Below are 18810 nucleotides of genomic sequence, written 5' to 3' on the forward strand. Positions count from 1 at the left end.
CACGACCTCGACGGTGGACCGGGCACCGGCAGCGGGCGCCGTGGCCGCGTCCAGAGCCCTCGGCTCGCGCAGTCCCGTTCGCACCGTGCTTGCCTCCAGGGTCCTCGACGTGTCTGCGGAGGCTTCCAGTCTCCCAGAGTCCGCACCGTGGCAACGCCCGGGGCAGCAGCGGTGTTCCCGGTCCCGCGGCGGTTCGCCCGACCCGTGCCACGCGGCCGGGGATAGCATCGAGGCGCCCCGAATCCGGCGACGTGCACCAGGAGGCCACCATCTCCACCGACAAGGCTGCGAGCTGGGCCTACAGCGAGGACTTCCGCTCCCTCGACGAGGCGCTGCTCCGGGCCACGGACCGCAGCGAGCAGCTCGGCTGCGGTTCGGTCTCCGCCGGGACCGGCGCACTCCTGCAGCTCCTCGCAGCCGCGTTGCGGGCCACCGCCGTCGTCGAGATCGGCACCGGAGCCGGTGTCTCGGGTCTGTGGCTGCTGCGCGGGATGAGCCCGGACGGGGTGCTCACGACCATCGACTCCGAGGCCGAGCACCAGCGCGCCGCCAAGGCGGCGTTCACCGAGGCCGGCATCCGCCCCACCCGTGCCCGCACGATCACCGGACGCGCGTCCGAGGTCCTGCCACGGCTGACGGATGCGGCCTACGACCTCGTCCTGGTCGACGGCGACCCGCTCGAGCTCGCCGAGCACGTCGAGCAGGCCCTGCGCCTGCTGCGCCCGGGCGGTGTGCTGGCCGTGGCGCATGCGCTCGGTCACGACCTGGTGCCCGACCCGGCCCGTCGCGACGAGGTCACCACCGCGCTGCGGGAGGTGGCGCGCACGCTCCGCGAGGACGCCCGCGTGCTGCCCGCCCTCGTTCCCAGCGGAGACGGGTTGCTGCTCGCCGCACGCGTCTGATGCGACCGGCGCTCAGCGCAGCCGGGTGGCTCAGCGCAGCTGGGTGAGCCAGCGCAGCAGGAGCCGGGCACCGAAGCCGGTGGCACCCTCCGGCAGCTCGTGGCTCGCAGCCGTCGCGCGGGCCGGCCCGGCGATGTCGAGGTGGGCCCATCGTCGGTCACCGACGAAGCGCTGCAGGAAAAGGGCGGCAGTGATCGAGCCGCCACCGACGTGCGGGTCGACCGGGACGTGCCGGAGGTCCGCGACGTCCGAGTCGAGGACCGGGCGGTAGTCGGCGACCAGCGGCATCCGCCACAGCAGCTCACCGGTCTCGTCGCCGGCGTCCTGCAGCGCACAGGCCAACGCGTCCTCGGCCGTGTACAGGGCGCCGTGCTGCTTGCCGAGCCCGAGGGTGGCTGCGCCGGTGAGGGTCGCGACGTCGATCAGGACGTCCGGGTCGAGGTCCGCGTCGGCATGGCTGAGCGCATCGGCCAGCACGATGCGACCCTCGGCATCGGTGTTGGTGATCTCGACGGTGGTCCCGCCGTACAGCCGCAGCACGTCACCGGGTCGGTACGACGACCCGCCGAAGGCGTTCTCGGCGAGCGGCAGCAGCGCGGTGACCCGGTGCTGCACCCCGGCCGCGGCCGCGCCGAGGACGGTGGCCAGGACGACGGCAGCGCCGGCCATGTCCGTCTTCATCGGCACCATCGACTCACGCGGCTTGATCGAGATCCCGCCGGTGTCGTAGGTGATGCCCTTGCCGACCAGGACGATGTGCCGTGGGGTCGATCCCGGTCGCGCCGGTCCGGCTGCCGTCCCGGCCCGGTTCCGGGTCGGAGCAGGTGCGGGAGGCTCGTAGCGGACCGTGACGAGGCGCGGCCCGGTCGCGGACCCACCGCCGACGGCGAGCAGCCCGCCGAAGCCGCGCGCAGCCAGCTCCTGGGGTCCGAGGACCTCGACGGTCAGACCTGCGGCGGTGGCGAGCTCGGCGGCGCGCTCGGCGAGCCACGCGGGGTTCTTGGTGTCGGACGGTGTCACGGTCAGAGTCCTGGCGGTCCAGGTCGCCATCGCGGCCAGGCCGGCGGCGTCGACGGCCGCCTGCGTGTACCGACCGAGCAGGACGAGGCTTGCGGCCGGTGCCTTCGCCGGCTTCCCGGTCGCCCGGGTGGGATGGCGGTACGCACCGAGCAGGTAGCCCTCGACCAGCGCCCGCGTGCCGTCGCTGCCGGCATCTGCGCCGACCGTCGTGACGACCCGGCGCATACCCCGCGTCGAGCGGGCGATCGCGGCACCGGCCCGGCGAAGGTCCTGCAGGGTTCCCGCGCCGACGCCCACGACGACGACGGTGGCAGGCAGCCGCGACCACGGCAGCTCACGCTCGACCGAAGCGCTGCGGGGCAGGTGCAGCGTCGTGGCGTCGCCGGCCGCCCCGGTCATCTCGAGCCGATCGGCCAGCTCACCCAGGTCGACGCCGAACCGGGCTGCGGCGTCCGCCGTACCGGTACGGGGCTGCACACCCTCGTCGCCCTCTGCCGGGGGTGCGACCGGCACGACGAGTGCGTCGACCTCCGGTCCGGTGAGCAGCTGCGTGCTCAGGACGCTGCCCCGTGACACGACGACCTCGGGCAGGGGTGCGACGAGAGACACCGGCGTCTGGCGTCGTTCGGACGGCCGTCGACGCCCAGGACCCGCCACAGCGCTGCTCAGCCGGCCGTCGGTCTAGCTGACGACGGAGGTGAGTGCCTCGCCCAGCTCGCGAGCCTCGGTCGCGTTGAGCTCGACGACCAGACGGCCGCCACCTTCCAGCGGGACGCGCATCACGATGCCGCGTCCCTCCTTGGTGACCTCGAGCGGTCCGTCACCGGTCCTCGGCTTCATCGCAGCCATCGGTGGCTCCTCCCCGTCTGTCTCGTCCCGACCTCCAGCACCCGGACCTGGGGCGGTCGGCACAGGCCGAGGCGCTCACGGTGGGCGGCTGAGAGGACGGATGTCCGAGATCAGTCTAGTTCACCACCGGCGCACCGCGGGACCCGATCACGGCGGCCAGCCCGAGGGGGGACCAGTCGCCACAGCAGACCGACCCACGCGACCTGCCCGACGACGCCGAGCAGCAGCACCACCGCGAGGGCCGTGCGCGGCCATCGGCTGTGCAGCGCCACCTGGGCGATCGCCCCGGCGAGCGGGAACGCGAGCAGGAGGAACCGGACCAGGCTGGTGCCCGGCTCGAGCACACCGACGAGATACGCGAGGTAGCCGGCCGTCCAGGCGTGCAGCTCGGGCCCCATCCTGGTCGCCGGTCGCGAGACGACTGCCAGGACGAGCAGTCCGACCACGACCAGCACCAGTGCCGGACCCCAGCCGCCGACGAGCCATCGGGCGACGTCGAACCACGGCACCAGCGGGACGACCTCACCACGCCCGCGCCACGCGGCCTGCGTCTGGGTGTAGGCGCCGGGGACGCCCGTGGCCCAACCGACGAACGCGGGCCACAGGAGCCCGGAACCGACGGTCGCGGCAGCGAGCACGCCGAGCTCGACCCGTTCGCGCCGCGGCCACGGCGCTGCGCCGGCCCGCGACCGGCGCAGCCGGACGACCGCGTGCGCGAGGACGGCGACGGCCACCGGCAGCGCCACGGCGCGGGTGAGCCCGAGTGCGATCACGACCGGGACGGCGAGCAGGTACTGGCGCCGGACCAGGCACCAGAGCGCACCGGCCAGGAGCAGCAGGGCGAGGGACTCGGTGTAGGCCACCTGCAGGACGGGTGCCGAGGCGAAGGTCGTCAGGACGGCGACGGTGACCAGCGGCAGTGCGCGCCGGACCGGCTCCGCGATCCCGGCCGGTCCCCTGGTCGCGGCGCGTCCGGTCGCGGCGCGCGCGATCGCGGCGGGTCCGATCGCGGCGCGTCCGGTCGCGGCGTCGACGAGCTGGTGGACGACGAGCATCGCGAGACCGGACAGGACGAGGGCGAGCGTCGGGGCGACGACGTGCCAGGGCGCACCTGTGATGCCCATGAGAGCACGCGCGAGGATCGGGAACAGCGGGAAGAAGGCCCAGGCGTTCTGCACGACACGCCCGTCGGCGCCCACCGGCAGGCCGTCGGGGTAGCCGGTCTCGGCGATGGTGCGGTACCAGCTCCCGTCCCACATCAGACCCGCGTAGTGCGGGTACGAGGGCGCCGCGTCCGTCCACGGGTTGGCGGCCTGGGTCCCGGCGACGGCGATCAGGATGACGGCGCTGACGACCCGCGCGGCGCCGTGCACGGCGAGCACCTGGACCCACCACGGCCAGTGCGCCGGGCGCAACGCCGGGCGCAACGTCCCGCGCACGGCCGGCGCCGGGGGCACCGGAGGAGCCGGCGGTCCCACCGGCTCAGGCCAGTCCGCGGACGGCGCGGGCCGGGGGACGGTCGCCGCGCAGCACGGCGATCATCTCCACCAGCCGGCGGGTCGCGCGCACGTCGTGCGCCCGGAACACCGACGCGCCCTGCCAGGCAGCGACGGCGGTGGCGGCGAGCGTGCCCTCGAGGCGTTCGTCGACCGGCAGGTCGAGCGACTCCCCGACGAAGTCCTTGCGGCTCAGGGCCATCAGGACGGGGAACCCGAGGACGACGAGCTCGGTCGTCCGCCGGGTCAGGTGCAGCGAGTGCCAGGTGGTCTTGCCGAAGTCGTGCGTGGGGTCGACGAGCACCGACTGCGGGTCGACGCCGGCGGCGACCGCGCGGCCCGCAGCGAGGGACAGGGTCGCGAGCACGTCGACGAGCACGCCGTCGAGCGCGTCGGCCGGTTCCGGCTCGTCCGGCAGCGGGTACTGCGGGCGGAGCGGGTCGGTGCGAGGCACCAGCCCGCCGGTGTGCGAGCAGACGACCCCGAGGCCGTGCGCCGCAGCGACACCGACCAGGGACGGGTCGTGGCCGGCCCAGGTGTCGTTGAGCAGGTCGGCGCCGGCCAGGGCCACGGCCTGCGCCACGTCCGACCGCCAGGTGTCCACGCTGATCGGCAGGTCGGGGAACGCCCGGCGGACCCGTCCGACGAGTGGCACGACGCGGTCGATCTCCTCCTGCACGTCGACGTCCGGCCCACGCCCGGCGCGGACCCCACCGATGTCCACCAGGTCGGCGCCGTCCGCGACAGCACGAGCCACGGCAGCCAGGGCCGCGTCGTCGTCGGCCGCGCGGGCCTCCGGGTAGAACGAGTCCGGCGTCCGGTTGACGACAGCCATCACCGCAGGTCGGTCGGCGGCGAGCACCCGCCCTCGCAACCGCAGCGCCACGCCCCGCGGTGGCACGCCGGCCCGCGCGCTCACCGCTCGGACGAGGCGCGCCCGGCTGCCTCCTCCGCGGCGGCGTACGCGGTCGCAGCCTCCTCCTCGGCGGCACGCAGCTGGGCGTCGCGCTCGCACACCAGCCGCACGGCCTCGTCCGGGTCGTCGACGACCTGGATCAGTTCGAGGTCCTTGGCGTTGATCGTGCCCTGATCGACGACCGGTCCACGCAGCCAGTCGAGCAGACCCTGCCAGTACGCGGTCCCGACCAGCACGATCGGGAACTCGGTGACCTTGTGGGTCTGGACGAGAGTGAGCGACTCGAAGAGCTCGTCGAACGTGCCGAACCCGCCGGGCAGGACGACGAAGCCCTGCGAGTACTTGACGAAGCACGTCTTGCGCGCGAAGAAGTACCGGAAGTTGACGCCGAGGTCGACCCAGCGGTTCATGCCCTGCTCGAAGGGCAGCTCGATGCCGAGGCCGACCGAGAGCCCGCCCGCCTCGTTGGCGCCCTTGTTGGCGGCCTCCATGACTCCGGGTCCGCCGCCGGTGATCACGGCGAAGCCGGCCTCGACGAGCCCACGACCCACCTGCTCACCCCAGGCGTACTCGATCTCGTGCGGCTTGGTCCTGGCCGAGCCGAACACGCTCACCGCCGGACCCACCTCGGCGAGTGCACCGAAGCCCTCCACGAACTCGCTCTGGATCCGCATCACGCGCCACGGGTCGAGGTGCAGCCAGTCGGCGGCACCGGCCCGGGCGAGCAGGGCCTGGTCGCTCGTGGTGGACGGCACCTGGCCGCGACGCAGCAGCACCGGGCCCTTGCGGTAGCCGTTGCCGAAGGGGCGGGCGTCTGGGGTCATGGTCCCGACTCTAGGAGGTCAGCCAGGCGCGGAGGCCGGCGAAGCAGGTGTGGATCTGGTCGACGGGGCAGCGCTCGTCGTCCGCGTGCGCCAGCGTGGGGTCGCCGGGGCCGAAGTTGACGGCCGGCACGCCGAGCGCCGTGAAGCGTGCGACGTCGGTCCAGCCCTCCTTCGCGGCCGGTGGACGCCCGGTCAGCCCGGCGACCGCCTCGACGAATCGGACCGCCGCCGGGTGGTTCAGGCCCGGCCGTGCGCCGGCCGCGCCGTCCATCACGGTGACCTGGTAGCCCTCGAAGACCTCGCGGACGTGCGCCTGCGCCTCATCGAGGGACAGCTCCGGCGCGAACCGGTAGTTCACCGTGACGACGCACTCGTCGGGGATGACGTTGCCGGCGATCCCACCCCGGATCGCGACGGCGTTGAGGCCCTCGCGGTAGACCAGCCCGTCCACCTCGACCGTCCGCGGGGAGTAGGCGGCCAGCCGGGCCAGGACCGGAGCCGCGTCGTGCACCGCGTTGACCCCGAGCCAGGCCCGGCCCGAGTGCGCGGCCTTCCCCGTGACCAGGACCTCGGCGCGCAGCGTGCCGTTGCAGCCACCCTCGATCGCACCCGCGGTCGGCTCGCACAGGACGGCGAAGTCGCCACTGACCCAGTCGGGATGGTGGGCGACCAGGCGCCCGAGGCCGTTGAGCGCGGCATCGACCTCCTCATGGTCGTAGAAGACCCAGGTCACGTCGCGGGTCGGCTCGGTGACGGCGGCGGCCAGCGCGAGCTGGACGGCGACACCGGCCTTCATGTCGACAGTGCCCCGGCCCCACAGCTCGGCTCCCGCCGACCCGTCCCCACCGGGCGCACCGGGCGCACCGGGCGCACCGGACGCGGGGCGGAGCTCGGTCGGCAGGTTGCCGGCGACCGGGACGGTGTCGAGGTGGCCGGCGACGACGACCCGCTCGGCACGTCCGAGCCGGGTCCTGGCCACGACGGCGTCGCCGTCGCGCAGGACCTCCAGGTGGGGCAGCCCGCGCAGGGCGCTCTCGACGGCGTCGGCCAGCACGCGCTCCGCACCACTGACCGACGGGGTGTCGCACAGGACGCGGGTCAACGCCACGAGGTCACCGTGCAGGTCGAGCACCAGGCCGTCGGCCGGAGTGGGTGGCAGGGCCGGCCGGGCCGGTGGGGTCGCAGTCACAGCCCCCGACACTACTGCGCGGGCCCGGCCCTCCGGGCAGACCACAGGTGTGCCCACGCGGCCCTCGCGGCCCTCGCGGGCAGATCAGCCGTCTGCACACCGTGCGCGACGCGCGTCTCGCAGAGCAGGACGCGCGGGGGCCGACATCTAGGATTGCGGCCATGACACAACGCATCGCCTGGGGGCACGGCCTTGCCACCGTGCTCACCGGCCGCGGTCCGATCGGCGCCGACCAGGTGCTCGACGTCTGGTACCCGAAGCCAGCCCTCGGCCCGACGACGGACGACGACGCGTCGACAGCGCTGCTCGCCCGGCTCGAGGCCATCACGACCACGGACGACGCCCGCCAGGTACGCACCGTCGTGGTGACGACGCAGATCGACCTCGACGCCCCGCCGTCCGGCACGGCCGACGCCTACCTCCGCCTGCACCTGCTGTCCCACCGGCTCGTCCCGCCGCACGGGCAGAACCTCGACGGCATCTTCGCCGTGCTGCCGAACGTGGTGTGGACCGACCGCGGGCCGTGCGCCCCGGAGAACTTCGAGGACACCCGGCTGCGGATGCGCGCCGCGCACGGCACCGCGCCCACCGTCTACGGGGTCGACAGGTTCCCGCGGATGGTCGACTACGTGCTGCCCAGCGGCGTCCGGATCGCGGACGCCGACCGGGTCCGGCTCGGGGCGCACCTGGCTGAGGGCACGACGGTCATGCACGAGGGCTTCGTCAACTTCAACGCCGGCACGCTCGGCGTCTCCATGGTCGAGGGCAGGATCTCGGCCGGGGTCGTCGTCGGGGACGGCAGCGACATCGGCGGCGGCGCATCGATGATGGGCACCCTGTCCGGCGGCGGCCGCGAGACGAACGCCCTCGGTCGCCGGTCGCTCCTCGGGGCGAACTCGGGCCTCGGCATCCCGCTCGGTGACGACTGCGTGGTCGAGGCGGGCCTGTACGTCACGGCCGGCACCAAGGTGACAGTCGTCGACGACGACGTGCTCGACGACCTGCCTGCCGACCCTGGCGCGCCGGGGCCACGCGTCGTCAAGGCCCGTGAGCTGACCGGGCGCAACGGGCTGCTGTTCCGCCGCAACTCCGTCTCCGGTGCGGTCGAGGTGCTGCGCCGGACCGGTGTCGGCATCGACCTCAATCCCGAGCTGCACACGAACTGACAGTGCTCACAGTGCTCACAGTGACCGACCGACACCTGCACCCCTGACCCGAGAGCCACCGATGCCACTGACACCCGCTGCCCGACGCCGCCGGGCCGTCGTGCGCGCCGTCGCCGGGACGGCCGTGTTCGCCACCGCAGTCACCGGCGCTGCGGTAGGGGTCGCCGCGTACCTGCGGCACCTGGATGCCGTGCCGCTGGTCGTGCGGTGCGCGGCGCTCTCGGACGGCACGTCGTGGTACCTGGACCCGGACCAGGCCGACACCGCAGCCCTGCTCTCGGCGACGAGCCTCCAGCGCGGGCTGCCGGCCCGGGCGACCACCATCGCGCTGGCGACCGGCCTGCAGGAGTCGAAGCTGCGCAACGTCGACCACGGCGACCGGGACTCGATCGGCATCTTCCAGCAGCGCCCGTCGCAGGGCTGGGGCTCGGTCGAGCAGATCATGGACCCGGTGTACTCGACCAACGCGTTCTACGACGCACTGGTGCGGGTCGACGGCTATCAGGAGCTGCCCGTCACGGAGGCCGCCCAGGCTGTCCAGCACTCGGGCTACCCGGACGCGTACGCCCAGCACGAGGCCAGCTCCCGGGCCTGGGCGTCGGCGATGTACGGCTACACCGCAGGTTCGATCACGTGCACGCTCGACGAGCCGGACGCCGCCGGCGACCCGCAGAGCGTGGTCGCCCGGGTCGCGCGGGACTTCGGCGGGCTCACCACCGTCGTCGACGCCGACGGGGTCGTCGAGGTGGACGCGACGTCGATGGCGGGCTCACCGGAGGACGGCGAGCGGCTCGGGTGGGCCGTGGCGCACTGGGCCGTGTCGGTCGCATCACCGCTGGAGATCACGCGCGTCCAGCACACGGACCGGACCTGGGACCGCAGCGAGGGCGCGTGGGTGCGCAACGAGGGTGAGCCCGTCCCCGCGGGTCAGGTGCGGATCACCGTCGCCGGTTGACCGCCGACCTCAGCGTGCGAGGGGCTCGGGGTAGTCCCGCACCGTCGGGCCGGTGTAGATCTGCCGGGGGCGGCCGATCTTGGTCGCCGGGTCGAGCATCATCTCGCGCCACTGGGCGATCCAGCCGGGCATCCGGCCGACGGCGAAGATCGGCGTGAACATGTTCGTCGGGAAGCCCATCGCCTTGTAGAGCAGGCCGGTGTAGAAGTCGACGTTGGGGTAGAGCTTGCGCTCGATGAAGTAGTCGTCGCTGAGGGCGATCTCCTCCAGGCGCATGGCGATGTCGAGCATCTCGTCCCGCTTGCCCAGCTGGGACAGGACCTCGTCGGCTGCCCGCTTGACGATCGCGGCCCGCGGGTCGTAGTTCTTGTAGACCCGGTGCCCGAAGCCCATCAGGCGCACACCGTCCTCCTTGGCCTTGACCCGCCGCATGAAGTCGGTGGCGTCGCCCCCGTCGGCCTTGATCTCGTCGAGCATCTGGAGCACTGCCTCGTTCGCTCCCCCGTGCAGCGGCCCGGACAGCGCGTTGACGCCGGCCGAGACGGAGGCGAACAGGTTGGCGTGGCTCGACCCGACGATGCGCACCGTCGACGTCGAGCAGTTCTGCTCGTGATCGGCGTGCAGCAGGAGCAGCAGGTCCAGGGCCTTGGCCGTCGTCGGGTCGACGTCGTAGTACGCACCGTTGGGCTGGAACGCCATCCGCAGGAAGTCGGCGACGTACCCGCGACCACGGTCCGGGCCGATCATCTGCTGGCCGACCGAACGACGGTAGGCATAGGCCGCGATCGTCGGAGCCTTGGCCAGCAGCAGCACGGTCGCGAGCTCGACGGTCGCCGGGTCGAACGGGTCGGCGGCCTCCGGGTAGTAGCCGGGCAGCGCCGAGACCGCGCTGGACAGGACGGCCATCGGGTGCGCGTTGGTCGGGAAGGCACCGATCAGGGCCTTGAAGTTGTCATGCAGGTGCGTGTGCCGCTCGACGCGCTCGATCCACGAGGAGAGCTGGTCGGATGTCGGCAGCTCGCCGTGCGTGAGCAGGTAGGACACCTCGAGGAACGAGGACTTCGCGGCGAGCTGCTCGATCGGGTAGCCGCGGTAGAGCAGGACACCCTTGTCGCCGTCGATGTAGGTGATCTCCGACTCGCACGAGGCGGTGTTCATGAAACCGGGGTCGACGGTGACCAGGCCCGTCTCCTTGAGCAACGACGAGACCACGACTCCGTCGTTGCCGACTGAAGCCTTCACCACGGGTAGGCGCATCTCGTGGTCACCCACGGTCAGCGAGACAGGTGCGATAGCGGTCGCGATGTCAGTCATGGTTCCTCCTCGCGGACCCTCGGCACCGGTGGTGAGATGGCGGGGTCCAGACGTGCTGCGTGGGCGTCGTCGGCCACGATGACGGTACCTGCGGGCAGGGCTGGGAGCACAATCGAGCATGGGTAGAACGTCCCGACTGTGACGTGATCCGTGTCACACAGGGGCCGGTTGGGTCCTGGCCATGCTCAGGTCAAGGCCAAGTAAAGCAGACTTTGCGGCCGCCGACGACAGTTTCAGGCGCCGGTCAGCCGGGCCGCTGCGCGCACGACCGTCTCGTCCGACGCCGTCAGCGCGACCCGCACGTGGCGGGCGCCGGCGGGCCCGTAGAACGAGCCCGGTGCCACGAGGATGCCGAGGTCGGCCAGGTCGGCGACCGTCTGCCAGCAGTCCTGCCCGGCGCCTGCCGCCCGAACCCACAGGTACAGCCCGGCCGGCGACGCGTCGATCTCGAGCCCCGCCACCTCGAACGCCTCGACGAGCACCCGCCGCCGTCTGCGGTACCGCTCGCGCTGGGCGTCGACGTGGGCGTCGTCGGCCAGCGCGACGGCCATCGCCGCCTGCACCGGCCCGGGCACCATCATCCCGGCGTGCTTGCGGACCTCGAGCAGCCGATGGACGAGATCCTGGTCGCCCGCGACGAAGGCCGCACGGTACCCCGCGAGGTTCGACTGCTTGGACAGCGAGTGCACGGCGAGCAGGCCGTCGTGCCGGCCACCGCAGACCCGCGGGTCGAGGATGCTCGGCACGCCGCCGCTCGCCCACGGCTCGTCCCACGCCAGCAGGGCGTAGCACTCGTCGCTCGCGACGACGGCGCCGATCCGTCGCGCGGCCTCGACCACACCGCGCAGCTCGTCGACCCCGAGGACCTGCCCGGTCGGGTTCGACGGCGAGTTCACCCAGACCAGCCGGACGTCGTCCCGCCCGGACCATGCTGCGACGTCGTCCGCCGGCAGCGCCGAGGCCCCGGCCAGTCGGGCGCCGACGTCGTAGGTGGGGTAGGCCGCCTCAGGGTGCACGACGACGTCGCCGTGGCCGAGTCCCAGCACGGACGGCAACCACGCGACGAGCTCCTTGGAGCCGATGGTCGGCAGCACGGCCGTCGGGGTGAGACCCGCGACCCCGCGACGCCGGGCGAACCACGCGACCACCGCCGCACGCAGCTCGGCGGTGCCCTGCGTGGTCGGGTAGCCGGGCGCATCGGCCGCGGCGGCGAGCGCCTCGCGGACCAGGGAGGGCGTCGGGTCGACCGGCGTGCCGACCGAGAGGTCGACGATCCCGTCCGGGTGCATGCGGGCACGGTCGGCGTACGGGACGAGGGTGTCCCAGGGGAAGTCCGGCAGGCTACCGGTCAGGAGGCCCATCGCTAGTGCGTACCACGCGGACGGGTCACCGTCACGTCGTGCCGGTCTGCGGCGGCAGGGCCGCGACGATCGGGTGGTCGTAGTCGATCTCGCCGAGCTTGGCGGCACCGCCCGGCGAGCCCAGCACGTCGAAGAACTCCACGTTGGCCTTGTAGTACTCGCTCCACTGCTCGGGGACGTCGTCCTCGTAGTAGATCGCCTCGACGGGGCACACCGGCTCGCACGCCCCGCAGTCGACGCACTCGTCGGGGTGGATGTACAGCGAGCGCTTGCCCTCGTAGATGCAGTCGACCGGACACTCCTCGATGCAGGCCTTGTCCTTGACGTCGACGCAGGGCTGAGCGATCACATAGGTCACGGGCGGTCCCTCCAAGGATGCCGAGAGCGCAGTCAGCGCCGTCCGGCGCACCGGACCTAGTATCCCCCACGTGAGTCGATACGCGTCGGACGGCCCGCAGTGAGCGGCCCGTGGCAGGCCTGGCCCGTCGGGGTCCGCGTCGTGGTGCGCCGACACCTGCCGGAGGGCGGGTACTCGGACGTCTTGGGTGAGGTCCTGGTCACCGGTCCGGACGGGGTACGGCTCCTGACCCGGCGCGGCGAGGTCACCGTCGACGCGGCCGAGATCGCGGTGGGCAAGATCGTGCCGCCGGCTGTCCCCCGGCGGCGCCGCCGAGAGACCTGAGCGACGCCGGCGAGGGACGCGAGGGGCTCAGCCGGCCGGGGTCGGAGCCGGGCCGCAGACCACTGTGTTCTGCGGCTTGTAGCGCACCGTCCAGGACTCCGTGTCCTGCTCGACCCCCTGCAGGAGCACCCGACGCGTCACGGTCACGGTGAAGCCCTGGTTGCCGGCCGACTGCGGCTCGCAGGTGGGTGACTGGGAGTAGACGGTCGTCGGTGCGACGACGTTCGAGCGCCCACTGGTGGTCGACTCCACGGTCCAGTGCGGCGTCCCCCAGATCCGCACGTACACCCGGCCCCCCTCGACCCAGGACTGCACGAGCGCGCCGTAGGGAGTGTTGTTCTTCCACTGCATGTCGAGCACGCCGGTGAAGATCGTCGCCTCGCGCCCCTCGGGGTACCGCGAGAACCACTCGCTGTGCGGGTGGTGCTCGACGTCCTCGAAGCCGGCGAGGTACGCGGCGTTGTACGTGGTCGTCGACAGCTGGGACAGGCCACCGCCCCACGCGTCGGTGTGCTCACCGCTGACGATCGCGCCGGCCTGGACGAACCCGTGCGCGGCGTCGATCGGTCCCAGCGCCTCGGTGAGGCTGAAGGTCTCGCCGGGCCGGATCAGCGTGCCGCTGATGATGCTCGCCCCGTTGGCGATGTTCCCTGTGCGCTTCGGCTCGCTGTTCAGCGGGGTCGAGAACTCCGAGACGATCTGCGTGACGCCGAGCGCCTCGAGCTCGGCCGTCGACTCCGCCGGGTCGGTCTCGACGAGCTCGACCCGCGCCGTGCGGTCGCTACCCGTCGCCGCGACTGCGACCGCCGCCGCCAGGGCGTCCGGGTCGAGGGTTGTGCCCGGGATGCCGGGAACGATCACCGGGGCGCCGTTCTCGAAGGCGAACGACGCATCCGACGGGGACGTGAGGAGGTTGGTCGTGCGGGCGGTCACCGCCTCGACCAGCAGGGCACCGTCGAGCTGGAGCACGAGGGTGCCCTCGTCGGGCACGAAGGACGCAGCCGACGCGACCACATCGGCCGGCAGCTCGGCGATCTGGTCGGCGACGGCCACGCTCACCGGCGCGCCGGCCAGCGGACGACCCACCTCGTCGATGGCCCGCTCGACCTCCGCCTGCGTGATGGTCGGCGGGGTGACCGTCGTGGGCAGCTCGATCGGCCGGGGCGCCGTCAGCCAGCCCGCAGTGATGCGTCCGACCGCGACCTCGGGGTCGACAGCTGCGCCGTCGACCGCCTCCGTGCCCTGGGCCTGACCGTCGACGAAGACCACGGTGCCGTCGATCGGCTCCGTCACCAGGGCGTCGGCGACCTCGCCGACGACCACCTCGAGAGCGGCCTCGTCGATGTCGCTGACGGGCTGGACGATGCCGGTCCCGAAGAGCTGGTGCCACAGCCGGCTCGGCTCGAGGCCGAAGCCGGTGAGCCCGTCGACCGTCGCCTGGGCGTCCAGGGCGAGGCCAGCGGCGACCGGGTCGAGCTCCGTGCGCTTGTCCCCGGCCGCGACCGCGATCGGCTCCGTCGACGCCGCAGCCAGGGAGTCGTCCAGAAGGGCGACGGCCTCGTTCGACGCCAGGCCGCCGATCTCGACGCCCGCGACCGTCGCACCCGGGGGCACGCGGTCGGACCAGAGCCACAGCGCTCCGACGTAGAGCCCACCGAGGACCACGACGAGCGCCGCGAACAGACCGACGACCCTCGGCCACCGCCGACGACGGTGCTCGTTGGGGAAGACGTCCATCGGCGAGTCGTCGTGCCGGTCCTGGTCCGGCTCCGGCGTGCGGGTGCGGTCCGGTGTCCGGGTCGTGCCCGAGGCGACCGCACCCACAGCGGCAGCGACGGCGGTGACCGGAGGCGGTGGTGACGACTGTGACGACGGGTCGGCCGGCGGGAGCTCGGTGCGGTCGGAGAGCTCTGAGCGGTCGAAGGGCGAGATCCGCACCGGCGGGGGTGGAGGTGGCGTCGCGGCCGGGGACCCGACAGCCGGGGTGGGTGCAGGAGCGATCGGGGGCATGACCATGGTCGGCGCGTCCCACGGCCGCGGGCTCCACCGGTCGGTCGCACCGTCAGGCTCGAAGGCGTCAGCGGCCGCGGGCGCGGGTGTCGGCTCGGGTGCGGGCGTGGGCTCGGGCGCGAGCTCCGGCGCGGGCACGGGTGCGGGCGCGAGCTCCGGCGCGGGCACGGGTGCGGGCGCGGGCTCCGGCTCCGGCTCCGGCTCCGGTGCAGCTTCCAGCTCGGGTACGGGCTCCGGTGCGGCCTCCGGCTCGGGTACGGGCTCCGGTGCCGACTCCGACTCCGGTGCGGCCGCAGCTTCCGGCTGCGCCGCGTGCTCGGGCTCGGGCTCCGATGCGGCGATCGCCTCGGGCTCCGGTGCCGACTCGGGCTCGGCCGCGGGCGTGGGTTCGGGCGCCGCCGCCGGCTCGGTCGAGACCTCCGGCTCGTTCGCTCCCGTGGGCACGACAGCGGGTTCGGCGGCCGCGGGCACGCCATCCTCGGACGAGTCCCGCGCGACGTCTGGCGCCGGCGCGTCCTCGTGCTCCTGGCCCACCGCCTCAGTCGGTACCTCGACGACCCCGTCAGTCGCGGCGTCGTCAGCCACGGCCTCGTCGGGTCGGTTCTCGACCGTCCCGGCCTCGCGCGGAGCGACCTGGGCGTCGTCGTCAACGACGTCGTTCTGTCGTCCGTCGGTCATCGGCTCTGTTCTCCCCTGCACATCTCGGCGAGCCCGACGCCCGCCCGCGCGATTCTATGTCTGCCGTCTGTCACTCGGGCGCGCCGCCGACGGGTCGTTCGCTGAACCATCCTGCCGGCGCCAGGCGGGCCAGCCCGATCACCAACGCGCTGGCGTACCAGGCGTACCCGATGGGTTGCGCCGCGATCAGGACGTCGCCACCGGGTCCACGCAGACCGAGCAGGCCGATGACGGTCACCAGGCCGAGGCCGAGGGACAGCATCCCGAGCCAACCCGCCCAGGCCCGAGCGAGCACCGCCGCGACGAGGACGATCAGCAGCGCCAGGCCCAGGCCGAACGGCTGTGCCGACCGATGGATGCCGGTCCCCACGAGCCCGATGACGGCGCCCACCAGGACGGCTCCGGTACAGCGGGCGAGCACGCGCCCGGTCAGCATCTCCACGGCCGCAAGGCTACACAGTCGCCGTGGACGGCGGCCGGGACCGCCCAGGGACGCAGGTCAGGACCCCTCGCGCGCGGCCACACCCACCGGCCAGCTGACCGGCCCGTGCTCGCGGCCCACCGCGTACCGGTACGTCTCCACGGCCAGGAGCGGAGCTAGGACGTCGTTGCTCAGCGCGAGACTGCCGAGCAGCGGGCCGGCACCGTGCGCGCGAACCGCATGGACCTGTGTCCGGTGGGCGCGCAGCGCACCGAGCACCCGATCGACCACCGGCCGGACGTCGACGCGCACGTCGACGACCTCGGGCTCGACCGCGCCGGCCGGCAGGGGGCCGGTGGGGTCGGGCCCGACGAGACGGTCGTGCGCAAGGGGAGCCAGGGCCGCGTAACCGGCCCGGAGGAGCTGTGCGTCGAGGACGGCCCAGAGCACGACGGGGACCCGGAACGGCTCGGCGCCTGCGAGCTCGCCGAGCTCGGCGAGCACGACCGCGCGCTGCACCACGCGGTGGGCCGTGATGTGGTCCGGGTGACCGTAGCCACCACCGGGTTCGTACCCCACGACGACATCGGGCCGCCGGTCGCGGATCACCGCGGCGAGCCGCACCGCGGCGGCGTCGAGGTCGGCTGCGACGAAGGCCCCGGCCGGCAGCGCAGCGGCCGGGCCAGCACGACCGACGCCCGCCCAGGCCATGCCCGAGTCCGTGTACCGGGCCGCTGACGTCTCGACGTCGGACGACGCCACCTGGTCGAGGAACAGGTGGTCGCTCACCCCCAGGGCGCGCAAGGCGTCGGCCAGCTCGCCCTCGCGGTGCGCCGCGAGTGCGGGCCCGTCGCCCTCCAGGTGGGCGAGCTCGTCGCCGATGACCTCGCCCCGCTCACCGCGGGTGCACGTGACGACAGTCACCGGCCGACCGGCCTGCGACCAGGTCGCCAGCAGCGCCCCGGTGCTCAGGGTCTCGTCGTCGGGGTGGGCGTGGACGGCAAGCAGGCATCCCTCAGCCGGCAACGGCCCTCCCGTCAGGTCAGGGTGTCCACCGTCACCGGTGGGCACCTCAGCGACGTCAGGCGCGCTTGGCGCGCGCCGTGAGGCGGCCACGGTCGGTCTGGTCGAGGACCACCTTGCGCAGGCGGACGACGTCCGGCGTGACCTCGACGCACTCGTCCTCCCGGGCGAACTCGAGGGACTCCTCGAGCGTCAGGTGACGCGGCGGAGTGAGGTTCTCGAACGTGTCGCTGGCGGCGGCGCGCATGTTCGTGAGCTTCTTCTCCTTGGTGATGTTGACGTCCATGTCCTCGTTACGCGAGTTCTCGCCGACGATCATGCCCTCGTAGACCTCCTGCGTGGGGTCGACGAAGAACGACCCGCGCTCCTGCAGGTTGACCATGGCGAAGGGGGTGACCTTGCCCGGGCGGTCCGCGACGAGCGAGCCGTTGGTGCGGGTCTCGATCGCGCCGACCCACGGCTCGTAGCCGTGCGCGATCGACGAGGCGATCCCGGTGCCGCGGGTGTCCGTGAGGAACTGGGTGCGGAAGCCGATCAGCCCGCGTGCCGGCACGACGAACTCCATCCGGACCCAGCCGGTGCCGTGGTTCGACATCGTCTCCATCCGGCCCTTGCGCTGGGCCAGCAGCTGGGTGACCGCTCCGAGGTACTCCTCCGGCACGTCGATGGTCATGTGCTCCATCGGCTCGTTGATCTTGCCGTCGATGACCCTGGTGACCACCTGGGGCTTGCCCACCGTCAGCTCGAAGCCCTCGCGGCGCATCTGCTCGACGAGGATGGCGAGTGCGAGCTCACCGCGGCCCTGGACCTCCCACGCGTCGGGACGCTCGGTCGGCAGCACGCGGAGCGACACGTTGCCGACCAGCTCGCTGTCGAGACGGTCCTTGACCTGACGGGCGGTGACCTTGTGGTTCTTGCCGCCCTTGCCGGCCAGCGGCGCGGTGTTGATCCCGATCGTCATGGAGATCGCGGGGTCGTCGACCTTGATCAGCGGCAGCGGGCGCGGGTCGTCGATGTCGGTGAGCGTCTCGCCGATGGTGATGTCCGCGATGCCTGCGACAGCCACGATGTCACCGGGGCCGGCCTGGTCGGTCGGGACCCGCTCGAGCGCCTTGGTCGTGAGCAGCTCGGTGATCTTGACGGTCTGCAGCGTCCCGTCGGCCCGGGCCCAGGCGACCTGCTGACCCTTGCGGATCGTCCCGTTGAAGACGCGGAGGAGGGCGAGGCGGCCGAGGAACGGCGAGGCGTCGAGGTTGGTGACGTGCGCCTGCAGCGGGGCACCCTCCTCGTAGGACGGTGCCGGGATCTTCTCGAGGATCATCGCGAACAGCGGCTCGAGGTCGGGGCTGTCGGGCATGGTGCCGTCGGCGGGCTGGGTCCGTGACGCGCGACCGGCCTTGGCTGCGGCGTACACCACGGGGACGTCGAGGATCGCGTCCAGGTCGAGGTCGGGGACGTCGTCGTGCAGGTCGCTGGCCAGGCCGAGCAGCAGGTCGGTGGACTCCGCCACGACCTCCGAGATGCGCGAGTCCGGCCGGTCGACCTTGTTCACGAGCAGGATCACCGGCAGCTTGGCCTCGAGGGCCTTGCGCAGCACGAAGCGGGTCTGGGGCAGCGGACCCTCGCTCGCGTCGACCAGGAGCACGACACCGTCGACCATGGACAGGCCGCGCTCGACCTCGCCACCGAAGTCGGCGTGCCCCGGGGTGTCGATGACGTTGATCGTGACCCCGTCCGGCTGACCGGCCGCGGCAGCAGCCGGGCCCCGGTACCTGATGGCCGTGTTCTTGGCCAGGATCGTGATGCCCTTCTCACGCTCCAGGTCGCCCGAGTCCATGGCCCGCACATCCACGTGCGCGTGCGCACCGAAGGAACCGGACTGCCACAGCATGGCGTCCACCAGGGTGGTCTTGCCGTGGTCGACGTGGGCGACGATCGCGACGTTGCGCAGGTCGGAGCGCACAGGCATGCGGGTACTCATCTCAGAAGGTGGGGAGCGCGCCG

Annotated in this window: 17 protein-coding genes; 4 read left to right on the plus strand and 13 right to left on the minus strand. The window is 73.0% G+C overall.

What is annotated here, in order from left to right:
- Positions 1 to 269: 269 nt before the first annotated feature.
- The gene (locus tag K415_RS0101075) at positions 270 to 902 is read left to right on the plus strand and encodes an O-methyltransferase (RefSeq protein WP_024285275.1); all 633 of its coding nucleotides are present in this window, start codon (positions 270 to 272) and stop codon (positions 900 to 902) included.
- 30 nt (positions 903 to 932) lie between these two features.
- On the opposite strand, the gene K415_RS0101080 is transcribed toward K415_RS0101075, so the two are convergent.
- The 6 genes from K415_RS0101080 to dapE all read right to left on the minus strand — a co-directional run bounded on the left by K415_RS0101080 (position 933) and on the right by dapE (position 7196).
- A complete protein-coding gene (locus K415_RS0101080) occupies positions 933 to 2531 on the minus strand; it encodes a M17 family metallopeptidase (protein ID WP_024285276.1) in 1599 nt (532 codons plus the stop codon).
- Positions 2532 to 2603: 72 nt separating this feature from the next.
- Positions 2604 to 2771 (minus strand): DUF3117 domain-containing protein, encoded by a 168-nt coding sequence (locus K415_RS23195; protein ID WP_081784823.1) that lies wholly within the window; start codon positions 2769 to 2771, stop codon positions 2604 to 2606.
- A gap of 110 nt (positions 2772 to 2881) precedes the next feature.
- Positions 2882 to 4228 carry a hypothetical protein gene (locus K415_RS0101090; RefSeq protein ID WP_024285277.1) on the minus strand — a complete coding sequence of 449 codons (1347 nt, stop codon included), beginning with the start codon at positions 4226 to 4228 and terminating at the stop codon, positions 2882 to 2884.
- Positions 4229 to 4253: 25 nt separating this feature from the next.
- Positions 4254 to 5186, minus strand: coding sequence for a dihydropteroate synthase (gene folP / locus K415_RS0101095; protein WP_024285278.1), 933 nt, complete (start codon positions 5184 to 5186; stop codon positions 4254 to 4256).
- Positions 5183 to 6007, minus strand: a complete 825-nt coding sequence (locus K415_RS0101100; RefSeq protein ID WP_024285279.1) for a TIGR00730 family Rossman fold protein — start codon at positions 6005 to 6007, stop codon at positions 5183 to 5185. Before K415_RS0101100 ends, folP begins: the two co-directional genes overlap by 4 nt.
- A gap of 10 nt (positions 6008 to 6017) precedes the next feature.
- Positions 6018 to 7196, minus strand: coding sequence for a succinyl-diaminopimelate desuccinylase (gene dapE, locus K415_RS0101105; RefSeq protein WP_369795159.1), 1179 nt, complete (start codon positions 7194 to 7196; stop codon positions 6018 to 6020).
- A 161-nt stretch (positions 7197 to 7357) separates the two neighbouring features.
- Between dapE and dapD the strand changes: the two genes are divergently transcribed.
- Together dapD and K415_RS0101115 are read left to right on the plus strand one after the other, a co-directional pair.
- Complete coding sequence (dapD, locus tag K415_RS0101110; RefSeq protein ID WP_024285281.1) at positions 7358 to 8362, plus strand: 2,3,4,5-tetrahydropyridine-2,6-dicarboxylate N-succinyltransferase; 1005 nt, start codon at positions 7358 to 7360, stop codon at positions 8360 to 8362.
- Between the two features lie 61 nt (positions 8363 to 8423).
- On the plus strand, positions 8424 to 9317 hold the full coding sequence (locus tag K415_RS0101115; protein WP_231494794.1) for a hypothetical protein: 894 nt from the start codon (positions 8424 to 8426) through the stop codon (positions 9315 to 9317).
- Between the two features lie 9 nt (positions 9318 to 9326).
- On the opposite strand, the gene K415_RS0101120 is transcribed toward K415_RS0101115, so the two are convergent.
- The 3 genes from K415_RS0101120 to fdxA all read right to left on the minus strand — a co-directional run bounded on the left by K415_RS0101120 (position 9327) and on the right by fdxA (position 12350).
- Positions 9327 to 10631 (minus strand): citrate synthase, encoded by a 1305-nt coding sequence (locus K415_RS0101120; protein ID WP_024285283.1) that lies wholly within the window; start codon positions 10629 to 10631, stop codon positions 9327 to 9329.
- A 233-nt stretch (positions 10632 to 10864) separates the two neighbouring features.
- Complete coding sequence (gene dapC / locus K415_RS0101125) at positions 10865 to 11992, minus strand: succinyldiaminopimelate transaminase (RefSeq protein ID WP_024285284.1); 1128 nt, start codon at positions 11990 to 11992, stop codon at positions 10865 to 10867.
- A 31-nt stretch (positions 11993 to 12023) separates the two neighbouring features.
- Positions 12024 to 12350, minus strand: coding sequence for a ferredoxin (fdxA, locus tag K415_RS0101130; protein ID WP_024285285.1), 327 nt, complete (start codon positions 12348 to 12350; stop codon positions 12024 to 12026).
- A gap of 99 nt (positions 12351 to 12449) precedes the next feature.
- On the opposite strand from fdxA, the gene K415_RS0101135 reads away from it, so the two are divergent.
- A complete protein-coding gene (locus K415_RS0101135; RefSeq protein WP_024285286.1) occupies positions 12450 to 12674 on the plus strand; it encodes a hypothetical protein in 225 nt (74 codons plus the stop codon).
- Positions 12675 to 12701: 27 nt separating this feature from the next.
- On the opposite strand, the gene K415_RS22370 is transcribed toward K415_RS0101135, so the two are convergent.
- The 4 genes from K415_RS22370 to typA all read right to left on the minus strand — a co-directional run bounded on the left by K415_RS22370 (position 12702) and on the right by typA (position 18775).
- Complete coding sequence (locus K415_RS22370; RefSeq protein ID WP_024285287.1) at positions 12702 to 15362, minus strand: VanW family protein; 2661 nt, start codon at positions 15360 to 15362, stop codon at positions 12702 to 12704.
- Between the two features lie 70 nt (positions 15363 to 15432).
- Positions 15433 to 15804 (minus strand): hypothetical protein, encoded by a 372-nt coding sequence (locus K415_RS0101145; RefSeq protein ID WP_024285288.1) that lies wholly within the window; start codon positions 15802 to 15804, stop codon positions 15433 to 15435.
- A 57-nt stretch (positions 15805 to 15861) separates the two neighbouring features.
- Positions 15862 to 16809, minus strand: a complete 948-nt coding sequence (locus K415_RS0101150) for a PIG-L family deacetylase (protein WP_024285289.1) — start codon at positions 16807 to 16809, stop codon at positions 15862 to 15864.
- 55 nt (positions 16810 to 16864) lie between these two features.
- Positions 16865 to 18775: a translational GTPase TypA gene (gene typA / locus K415_RS0101155; protein WP_024285290.1), complete on the minus strand. Its 1911-nt coding sequence runs from the start codon at positions 18773 to 18775 to the stop codon at positions 16865 to 16867.
- Positions 18776 to 18810: the final 35 nt, after the last annotated feature.

Source organism: Cellulomonas sp. KRMCY2 (genome assembly GCF_000526515.1).
In the GTDB taxonomy this organism is placed as follows: domain Bacteria; phylum Actinomycetota; class Actinomycetes; order Actinomycetales; family Cellulomonadaceae; genus Actinotalea.